This is a genomic window from Bilifractor sp. HCP3S3_D3, assembly GCF_052063915.1.
GTDB lineage: Bacteria > Bacillota > Clostridia > Lachnospirales > Lachnospiraceae > Bilifractor.
Genome location: NZ_JBQHWP010000025.1, coordinates 24969 through 34964, shown reverse-complemented (window position 1 = coordinate 34964; position 9996 = coordinate 24969). Strand labels below are relative to the sequence as shown.

Annotated in this window: 7 protein-coding genes, 7 tRNA genes and 1 rRNA gene; 14 read left to right on the top strand and 1 reads right to left on the bottom strand. The window is 46.7% G+C overall.

The window, feature by feature from the left end; all coding sequences use genetic code 11:
• From ACTNDI_RS12600 to ACTNDI_RS12555, 10 genes are all read left to right on the top strand, one after another.
• Positions 1–112, top strand: a 23S ribosomal RNA gene (locus ACTNDI_RS12600); the annotation flags it as partial.
• A gap of 78 nt (positions 113–190) precedes the next feature.
• Positions 191–264 (top strand) — tRNA-Asp (locus ACTNDI_RS12595).
• A 12-nt stretch (positions 265–276) separates the two neighbouring features.
• Positions 277–349, top strand: a tRNA-Val gene (locus ACTNDI_RS12590).
• Positions 350–363: 14 nt separating this feature from the next.
• Positions 364–445, top strand: a tRNA-Tyr gene (locus ACTNDI_RS12585).
• 43 nt (positions 446–488) lie between these two features.
• Positions 489–561: transfer RNA gene (locus ACTNDI_RS12580), tRNA-Thr, on the top strand.
• Positions 562–597: 36 nt separating this feature from the next.
• Positions 598–671 (top strand) — tRNA-Met (locus ACTNDI_RS12575).
• Between the two features lie 5 nt (positions 672–676).
• A tRNA-Phe gene (locus ACTNDI_RS12570) sits at positions 677–749 on the top strand.
• A 10-nt stretch (positions 750–759) separates the two neighbouring features.
• Positions 760–832, top strand: a tRNA-Lys gene (locus ACTNDI_RS12565).
• Between the two features lie 446 nt (positions 833–1278).
• Positions 1279–2394, top strand: a complete 1116-nt coding sequence (locus ACTNDI_RS12560; protein ID WP_441101323.1) for a D-alanyl-D-alanine carboxypeptidase family protein — start codon at positions 1279–1281, stop codon at positions 2392–2394.
• A 65-nt stretch (positions 2395–2459) separates the two neighbouring features.
• A complete protein-coding gene (locus ACTNDI_RS12555; RefSeq protein WP_441101322.1) occupies positions 2460–2744 on the top strand; it encodes a GIY-YIG nuclease family protein in 285 nt (94 codons plus the stop codon).
• Positions 2745–2959: 215 nt separating this feature from the next.
• Here ACTNDI_RS12555 and ACTNDI_RS12550 read toward each other — a convergent pair whose 3' ends face one another.
• The gene (locus tag ACTNDI_RS12550) at positions 2960–3670 is read right to left on the bottom strand and encodes a S1 RNA-binding domain-containing protein (protein ID WP_441101321.1); all 711 of its coding nucleotides are present in this window, start codon (positions 3668–3670) and stop codon (positions 2960–2962) included.
• 347 nt (positions 3671–4017) lie between these two features.
• Here ACTNDI_RS12550 and ACTNDI_RS12545 point away from each other — a divergent pair, with 347 nt between their 5' ends.
• The 4 genes from ACTNDI_RS12545 to ACTNDI_RS12530 all read left to right on the top strand — a co-directional run bounded on the left by ACTNDI_RS12545 (position 4018) and on the right by ACTNDI_RS12530 (position 9965).
• Complete coding sequence (locus ACTNDI_RS12545; protein WP_441101320.1) at positions 4018–5679, top strand: putative manganese-dependent inorganic diphosphatase; 1662 nt, start codon at positions 4018–4020, stop codon at positions 5677–5679.
• 513 nt (positions 5680–6192) lie between these two features.
• On the top strand, positions 6193–7527 hold the full coding sequence (gdhA, locus tag ACTNDI_RS12540; RefSeq protein WP_441101319.1) for an NADP-specific glutamate dehydrogenase: 1335 nt from the start codon (positions 6193–6195) through the stop codon (positions 7525–7527).
• 328 nt (positions 7528–7855) lie between these two features.
• Positions 7856–8377, top strand: coding sequence for a shikimate kinase (locus ACTNDI_RS12535; protein WP_441101318.1), 522 nt, complete (start codon positions 7856–7858; stop codon positions 8375–8377).
• A 295-nt stretch (positions 8378–8672) separates the two neighbouring features.
• On the top strand, positions 8673–9965 hold the full coding sequence (locus ACTNDI_RS12530) for a UDP-N-acetylglucosamine 1-carboxyvinyltransferase (RefSeq protein ID WP_441101317.1): 1293 nt from the start codon (positions 8673–8675) through the stop codon (positions 9963–9965).
• Positions 9966–9996: the final 31 nt, after the last annotated feature.

Sequence of the window (9996 nt, the reverse complement as noted above, 5' to 3'; positions counted from 1 at the left end):
TCCCATTCGAAAGAAGTAAGACCCCTTAAAGACGATAAGGTTGATAGGGCAGAGGTGGAAGTGCCGTAAGGCATGGAGCTGACTGTTACTAATCGGTCGAGGGTTTGACCTATAGCATAAGTTGAATTTGGATTTAAAAAAGAAAAATTTGTGTGTTCAGTTTTGAAGGTATGTGTTATCATATCTTTGTGGCCCGGTGGCTCAGCTGGTTAGAGCGCCGCCCTGTCACGGCGGAGGTCGTCGGTTCGATCCCGATCCGGGTCGCTTTTATAATATGGGGTGTTAGCTCAGCTGGGAGAGCATCTGCCTTACAAGCAGAGGGTCACAGGTTCGAGCCCTGTACGCCCCAGTTATAAAAAATATGGGTGGTTTCCCGAGTGGCCAAAGGGGACAGACTGTAAATCTGCTGCAGATTGCTTCGGTGGTTCGAATCCACCACCACCCAGTTCAGTTAATACATACTGAAGATTCAGAAGCCAGAAGAACAGGCCGATGTGGCTCAATTGGCAGAGCAGCTGATTTGTAATCAGCAGGTTATCGGTTCGAGTCCGATCATCGGCTTCGGTTGTTTTTTTCAGCCAATCAATTTCATATTATCGCGGGATGGAGCAGTCAGGAAGCTCGTCGGGCTCATAACCCGAAGGTCGGAGGTTCAAATCCTTCTCCCGCAATTTGTGCCTAGTTAGCTCAGTTGGTAGAGCAGAGGACTGAAAATCCTCGTGTCTCTGGTTCGATTCCGGAACTAGGCACTTTTTTTTCGGAGCATTAGCTCAGGTGGTAGAGCACTTGACTTTTAATCAAGTTGTCCGGGGTTCGAGTCCCCGATGCTTCATAGACTTCTAATAATCGCAACTCATAAGAGACAAGAAATGGAGTTATTCGAAAACGCAGACAGGATTCTCGTGCGGATCGCATGAGGGAGACTGGATGCGTTTTTGTTTTATGTAAGCGGGATCCGCTGATGCTTCCTTTGGTTGATTTTTAATAACGCACAGGATATACTGTATAAGTCCAGTCGCAATGTTCTTGGTCCATGGGGAGCTAGCTCACCTGTGGACAAGAACATTAGCGACGACAACAGGTATGAGCATGGAGCGGTGCGAAGCAACGCGAGAATGGTCATACCTGTTAGCGGCACGAAAGCTGCGAAGCAGCGAAGTGACGCGGGGACTTATACAGTGTTTGGCTTGATGTATGGTATGAGCATGGAGCGGTGGCATACTGTATAAATCAAATGACGAAACAGATAGAAGAGGATAGATAAATAAGAGGAGATTTATGAGACCGGAAGAGAGAGATCAGGATGAGTACAAAGAAGACAGGAAAGCCCGTAAGGCAAGAGAGAGGGCGTTGAAACGAAAGATCCTGATGATCATTTCGTCAATCGTGATCATTCTGGCAATCATCATTGTACTGATTCTTGTGGTTTTGCTGAAGGGAAGAATTGATGCGGAGAAGAACCAGATTGACAGTGAAGCGGTAGCGAGTCTGTCAATGACATATGTCGGAGAGAAAACGGAAACCAGTTCTTCCGTTGAAGATGTCAGCTCTGTTTCTTCGGATTCTTCAGCCGACAATTCGACAAAGGATCTTGGGCCGGTTCCTTCTATCGATACAAGCGCTCTTTCCAGTCCGGATGCTTATATGATTCGTGTAGAGGATAACGCACCTGTGATCGATCAGAACAGCACGGCAAGGATCTACCCGGCATCAATGACCAAGATAATGACCGTACTTGTTGCTATCGAAAATATTGATGATCTGAGTGCCACTTATACCTTTGACGGGACCGAATTTAATACCGCATATGCGCAGGGTGCTGCGACGGCGGGGTTTGAGGCCGGAGAGACCGTACCGCTTCTGGACATTCTGTATGGAATCATGCTTCCGTCGGGAGCAGATGCATGTTATGCGGTCTGCAATTATGTAGCAGGGTCAGAGGCTGACTTTGTTACGTTGATGAACCAGAAGGCACAGGAGATTGGTATGACGGCAACGAATTTTGCGAATGCAACCGGTCTTCAGGATGAAAATCATTACTCCACCTGCCAGGATATGGCGAAGTTACTGGAATATGCGATAAAGAATGATACCTTCAAGACTATTTTTTCTACACATATCTACACGACAAAGGCGACATCCGTTCATAGCGCGGGAATCGCGCTGAGCAGTACGACCTTTATCAATCTTCCTTCGTCTACACTGGACAACGGGACAACAATTATCGGAGGAAAGACCGGTTATACAGACGAAGCCGGTCATTGTCTTGCGAGCCTTGCGAAGGATGTAAACGGGGTAGAATATATATTGGTTACTGCCGGGGCTGCGGGAGATGCGAACGCAACACCTCATATTACAGATGCTGTTACGGTGTACAGCCAGCTTCCTGCATAAAGTCGCCGTGAGCGGGCAGTTTTAATGATAAATTGTTGATAAGTGGACAAATTTGTGGATAACATATGGATAATGTTGATAAATCATGTTTTACATACATGCTTCGGTGTGCGGATGGGTCACTGTATACCGGGTGGACGAATGATTTGAAGAAACGGGTAAAAACACATAAGGCGGGAAAGGGCGGAAGATATACGCACAGTCACCTCCCTGTGGAGCTGGTGTATTATGAAACCTTTGAGACCAGGACGGAAGCCATGCGCAGAGAGGTGGAATTGAAGCAGCTCTCAAAAGTGGAAAAGGAAGAACTGGTAGAGGATTTCCCGGTCGGCAAGATAAATTTAATTTAATTTATGAATTTCCTGTCACATGAGAATCCACACACATCAAAAACAGCTCCATCAAAAAAACATCCACATCAAAAAACAGCCACATATTGTGGCTGTTTTTTGATGGAGTACATTCAGATGAAAAGACCATTAAGACCGGGGCTCCCGGCACACTTCGGGCAGCACATCCGCTACAAAGCGGTCATGTCTGCCGGAACTGCCGGAAGAATCCGATATCAGTTCAGTTTGATTCCCTTCAGAAGAGATCCAAGATTTGTAGAAATATTCTCGGACTTCGGAAGTTTGTAATCCTTCGGCGCAGCTTCTCTGCTGTCATCCTTCTCATCTCCGCCTTCCTCCAGTGCCTTCATGGAGAGACTGAGCTTACCGTCCTTAACAGCGATAACCTTAACCTTTACTTCCTGACCTGGCTGAAGAACATCCTCTACAGATTTGATTCTCTTGCGGGAGATCTGTGAAATATGGACGAGACCGGAGAGACCATCTCCGAGATCGATGAATGCGCCATAGGACTGAATATTCTCAACCTTTCCATCCAGCACGGTTCCAACCTCAATTGCGTTGATACGTGCCTTTCTTTCCTCGTTCTGTTTTGCGCGAAGCGGCTCAACGGCTGAAAGGATCAGACGTCCCTTCTGTTCATCGATTTCGCGGACAATGACCTGAATTTCCTTGCCCAGATAAGCATTCAGATCATCTACATGTCCGAGTGCAAGGCGTGATGCTGGAATAAATCCGCGGACACCTTCAACATTTGAGATAACACCTTTATTGACTACGCCGTCGACCGTGACGGTAAGGGGAGTTTTCTCTGTCTGATACTCTTTTAATTTTTCCCAGTTCGCTTCTCCCTCATCTTTAAAAGATGTGAAGGAATCATCGACTGCTTTGGAAAAATCTTCCATGGTCATGTTCTCATCTGCCATAATACAATCACCTCATATTTAAATTATTATTGAATTATTGTAGAATTTACTGCCGTCAGATTCTGAAAAAATCTACGAATTCATGCAAATCCTTTTTCCAGTATAACATAGAATTGCACTTGCTGAAAGTTAAAACTTTACCGTAAATTGAATCAATGGTATAGTTATTTGGAAGATATGTCGCATGATATTGCTTGATTGCAGTACGACGAATGGCCGTTTGCAGAGACGGGAACACCCAGAAGATAAATCAGAACGTTTCCCGTGCGGATCAGATATCGGAATAGATCAGGTATAGATATAGATCAGATATGAACTTTTCGAAAAGAGACAAGAGGCAGCATATTATGACAAAAAAGAATGAAGTGTATATTGTAGGGCACAGAAATCCCGATACGGATTCCATCTGTTCTGCTATTGCATATGCAGACATCAAAAACCGTTCGGATGACAGCAACACATATTACGCGATGCGTGCGGGTCAGATCAATGAGGAAACGGAATTTGTACTTCGGCATTTTGGTGTTGAACTGCCCGGTTATCTGCCCGATGCAGGCACACAGGTAGAAGAAATAGAGATTCATAAGGTTCCCGGAGTGTCCGGAGATATTTCGGTCAAGAAGGCATGGGCATCCATGAAGGAACAAGGTATCGTTACACTTCCGATCACCACGAAGAAAAAGGATCTTGAGGGCCTTATCACGGTAACGGATATCGCAAAATCCTATATGGATGTGTACGACAGCACTGTTCTGGCACAGGCGAATACCCGATACAGCTCGATCGCCGAGACACTTGACGGATCAATTCTTGTGGGCGATGGAAACGGATATTTTAACAAGGGTCAGGTCGTAATCGGAGCGTTTCATCCGGATATGATGGGAAATTACATTCATGAGAATGATCTGGTCATCGTCGGAAATCGCGCGGAGGATCAGCTGTGCTGCCTTGACCTCGGAGCAAGCTGCATTGTGGTGGGACTCGGGGCACCCGTAGGTAAATCAATCCTGAAACTTGCGGAGGAATCCGGGTGTGTGATTATCAGCAGTCCCCATGATACATACACGATTGCGAGGCTGATCAATCAGGCAATTCCGATCAAGCATCTGATGATGCGCGAAAATCTGATTCTGTTCCATATGGCAGATAAAATCGATGATATTCAGGAAGTCATGAAGAATAGCCGCCACCGCGACTATCCGATCCTCGACGCGAAGGAAAAATATGTCGGTACGATATCGAGAAGAAACCTGATTGGAAGAACGGGTAAGAAACTCATTCTGGTAGACCACAATGAAAAATCGCAGGCGGTTCTGAATGTTGATGAGGCGGATATTCTGGAGATTATTGATCATCACCGCCTTGGTTCGCTGGAGACGATGTCCCCGATTCTTTTCCGTATGGAGCCCGTCGGGTGCACAGCCACAATCATGTATAAAATCTATCGGGAGAAGAACCTCGAGATTCCGGCCAAGATTGCGGGCCTTCTGATGTCGGCGATCATTTCGGACACGCTGCTGTTTCGATCTCCGACCTGTACGCCGCTGGACAAAAATGTTGCAATGGATCTTGCCAGAATTGCCGGTATCAGCGACATTGAGCAGTACGCGTCTGATATGTTCCGCGCAGGCAGCAACCTCGAGGATAAGACAGCGGAGGAGATTTTTTATCAGGACTTCAAGAAATTCAATATTGAGAACAAAACCTTCGGTGTCGGCCAGATCAGTTCGATGTCCAGGGAGGAACTGGAATTTATCAAAAACAAGCTGTATCCGCACATGCAGCAGGAATGTGGAAAGCATGAGATCGAGATGGTATTCTTTATGCTGACCAATATCATTGATGAATGTACGGAGCTTTTGTATTTCGGTGACGGAGCAAGAGAGCTTATTGCCGAGGCGTTTCCGGGCAAGGAAATCCAGGAGGAAAGTTGTGTGCTTCCCGGAGTCATTTCCAGGAAAAAACAGCTGATTCCGTCCTTTATGCGCGCGCTTCAGGAAAATCAATAATGTGTGCGTTTTTATGATAATTAATAATCAGGTAACAATGCTTCTCTCAGAGATATGAAAACGATAAGAGCTGCGGATTGCAAGTGCAGGGCACTTGCAATCCGCAGTCTTTTTACGCGAACAGTGAGCCGCAGCCGAATGCGAAGTATTCGTGTGCGGCGAGCGTCGCGATAGCGAGATAAAACTCGCGCAGCGTGTTTTATCTCGTTAATAGCATACGTTCGGATAGTGATATTAGTGATATGGACGATAATCCATGGCATTTGGACAGATTGTGTATTTCCTTCAACTTAAGTCAGGGAAAGTGAATTTTGTAAAATAAAACTTGCATTATATACTGAATAATAAGTATATTACGGACAATATATAACGTAAATTGAATAACTATGATTTTATTCTTGCATGATATATAACTACATGCTATAATCCAACACAGAGCACAGCCAAGGGTCCAATGGACCGTTTGTTGTTATTTTTTATGAAAGTGTATAAATTTTAAGGAGGAACACAACCATGTCTTATGTAGACGACGTCTATGCAAAAGTTGTTGCCAAGAACCCGGCAGAGCCAGAGTTCCATCAGGCAGTAAAAGAATTCCTGGAGACGGTACGTCCTGTCATCGACAAACATGAGGAAGAGTACAGAAAAGTTGCTCTTCTTGAGAGACTGACAGAGCCGGAGCGTCAGATTCGTTTCCGTGTGCCGTGGGTTGACGACAAGGGACAGGTTCAGGTCAACACAGGATATCGTGTACAGTTCAACAGTGCGATTGGACCGTACAAGGGAGGTCTTCGTTTCCATCCTTCTGTATATTTCGGAATCATCAAATTCCTTGGTTTTGAGCAGATCTTCAAGAACAGCCTTACAGGTCTTCCGATCGGCGGTGGCAAGGGCGGTTCCGATTTCGATCCGAAGGGCAAGTCTGACAGAGAGGTTATGGCATTCTGCCAGAGCTTCATGACAGAGCTGTATCGTCATATCGGAAAAGATACTGATGTACCGGCAGGTGATATCGGTGTCGGCGGACGTGAGATCGGATTCCTCTATGGTCAGTACAAGAGAATCACAGGACTGTATGAAGGAGTCCTTACCGGTAAGGGACTGAGCTACGGCGGTTCTCTCGCAAGAACAGAAGCTACCGGTTATGGTCTGATTTACTTCACACAGGAACTGATGAAGATTAACGGCATTGATGTCGCAGGCAAGACAGCCGTTGTATCCGGTGCAGGTAATGTTGCGATCTACGCAATTCAGAAGGCACAGGAGCTTGGCATGAAGGTTCTTACCTGTTCAGATTCTACCGGATGGGTTTATGATCCGGACGGCATTGATGTAGAGGCTCTGAAGGAGATCAAGGAAGTCAACAGAGCACGTCTGACAGAGTACAAGAAGTATCGTCCGAACAGTGAGTATCATGAGGGACGTGGAGTGTGGACAATCAAGGCAGATTTTGCATTCCCGTGCGCGACACAGAACGAGCTGAACCTTGACGATGCAAAGACACTGGTTGCGAACGGAGTAACTGCTGTATGCGAGGGCGCAAACATGCCTACCACTCTGGATGCGACAAATTACCTCAAGGAGCACGGCGTTATCTTCGGACCGGCAAAGGCTGCAAATGCCGGTGGCGTTGCAACATCTGCACTTGAAATGTCTCAGAACAGTGAGCGCCTGTCCTGGACCTTCGAGGAGGTTGACGCAAAGCTCAAACAGATTATGATCAACATCGTACATAACATTGACGCAGCAGCGAAGGAATACGGCAAGGCAGGAGACTATGCTGCAGGTGCCAACATCGCAGGCTTCAAGAAGGTTGCAGACGCAATGATGTCTCAGGGCATTGTCTGATCAGCAACAGAGCAACAGATAAGAACAGTAAGCGGGACCGGAGAAATCCGGTCCCGCTTACTGTATAAGTCCAGTCGCAATGTTCTAGGCCCACGGGGAGCTTGCTCACCAGTGGGCAAGAACATTAGCGGCGACAACAGGTATGAGCTCTTCGAAAACGCAGACAGGATCGTCACATGCAAAGTATGCGCAGAAAACAGAAATATCTTGCAAACGGACGGGTTAACGGGTACAATCTCTCTATTCTGATTTAGCTCAGATGATCTGGCTGTTCGAAAGTTGATTATCCGGCATCCTTGTTTCGGTCACCCGGGGAAATGGAGTTGTCATGAAAAATAATATTGTGCTGATTGGAATGCCTGGAGCAGGCAAAAGTACACTGGGAGTAATTCTGGCGAAGGAGCTCGGATATCAGTTTCTGGATACGGATCTTCTGATTCAGAAAAGGGAAAAGCGTCTGTTAAAGGATATTCTGGAACAGGATGGAGTTGACGGGTTTCTTCGGATTGAGAGTGAGGTAAATGCCGGACTTCAAGCAGAGCGGTCGGTGATCGCCACAGGCGGAAGTGTTGTTTACAGTGAGGAGGCAATGAATCATCTCAGAGAAATCGGTACGGTTCTTTATCTGAAGCTTCCCTATCGCCCTCTTACACGCCGTCTGGGAAATCTCCACAACCGCGGGGTTGTTCTCAGAGATGGACAGACATTGAGGGATCTCTATAAGGAGAGAAGTGTTCTTTATGAAAAATATGCGGACATCATTGTTGATGAGTCCGGAAGAGATATTGAAGGTACACTGGTTCTGGTTAAGAACGCGTTGAAGGAACAGGGTTGCTTTACAAAAGATTAAAAGTAGGTTAATATGGTGACGTAAATGCGCTTGTGCCTGTGGTTCCGTTTATTGTCCGGGTGCAGGCAGATACTGTGGTAATATCAGGTAAAGAAATCGTGTCAAACGATAATTACAGTAGTCATCGAATACATTAATCATCATAAACAGTGATTTCAGCAGTCGTCATATTCAGGTTTGTATCGCTTTGGATGATAAAATGTAAGGATCGGTTTTTATACCGTTGCATATCGTATACATAGAATAAGTACGGCGGTCAGGGGAGATATGACAGTCGGAAATATCGAGGTGGAGAATGGATAAGTATGTAATCAAGGGAGGCAATCCTCTTGTCGGAGAAGTAGAGATTGGAGGAGCCAAAAATGCTGCGCTTGCTATACTTACAGCTGCAATAATGACAGATGATCCGGTTACCATTGAGAATATGCCGGACGTAAGTGATATTAATGTACTGCTTGACGCAATTTCCGTTATTGGCGCGACCGTTGACCGCCTTGACCGCCACTCTGTGAGAATCTGCGGGAATACCATTGGTTCTGTCAGTGTGGATTATGAATATATCAAGAAGATCAGAGCGTCGTATTATCTTCTGGGGGCGCTTCTCGGGAAGTACAAGCATGCGGAGGTTCCGCTTCCGGGAGGCTGCAATATCGGAAGCCGCCCGATCGATCAGCATCTGAAGGGATTCCGTGCGCTGGGTGCCAGCGTGGAGATCCGTCACGGTGTAATTGTTGCGAAGGCAGAGAATCTTCACGGCGCGCATATTTTTATGGATATGGTTTCTGTCGGAGCCACCATCAATATCATGATGGCAGCGGCTCTTGCCAGAGGCAACACCATCATTGAGAACGCGGCGAGGGAGCCTCACGTGGTTGACACAGCCAACTTCCTGAACAGCATGGGTGCGAATATCAAGGGCGCCGGTACCGATGTGATTCGTATTCGCGGTGTGGAGTCGCTTCACAGCACAAATTACGCGATTGTTCCGGATATGATTGAGGCCGGCACATATATGATGGCTGCAGCGGCCACCAGAGGGGATCTTCTGATCAAGAATGTTATCCCGAAGCATCTGGAGGCGATAACAGCGAAATTGCAGGAAATTGGCTGTGATGTAACGGAATTTGATGATGCGGTTCGCATCTCCGCAAAGCATCGTCTGGGCAAGACGCATGTGAAGACGCTTCCGTATCCGGGATTTCCGACCGATATGCAGCCACAGATCAGTGTGACTCTTTGCCTCGCAAGCGGTACCAGTATTGTGACAGAGAGTATTTTCGAAAATCGCTTCAAGTATGCCGATGAGCTGGCACGTATGGGCGCTTCCATTAAAGTGGAGGGCAACACAGCGATCATCGACGGCGTGGAGGGTCTCACCGGAGCAAGAGTAAGCGCTCCTGATCTGCGTGCCGGAGCAGCTCTTGTCATCGCTGGAATGGCAGCGGAAGGCATTACCGTTGTCGATGATATTGTCTATATCCTGAGAGGATATGAGGATTTCGACGCAAAGCTCAGAAATGTTGGAGCGGAAATAGAAAGAGTGTCTGATGAGCGGGAGATTCAGAAGTTCCGTCTCAGAGTCGGTTAAAAATAATCTTTTCTGACAGATGTGAAACCAG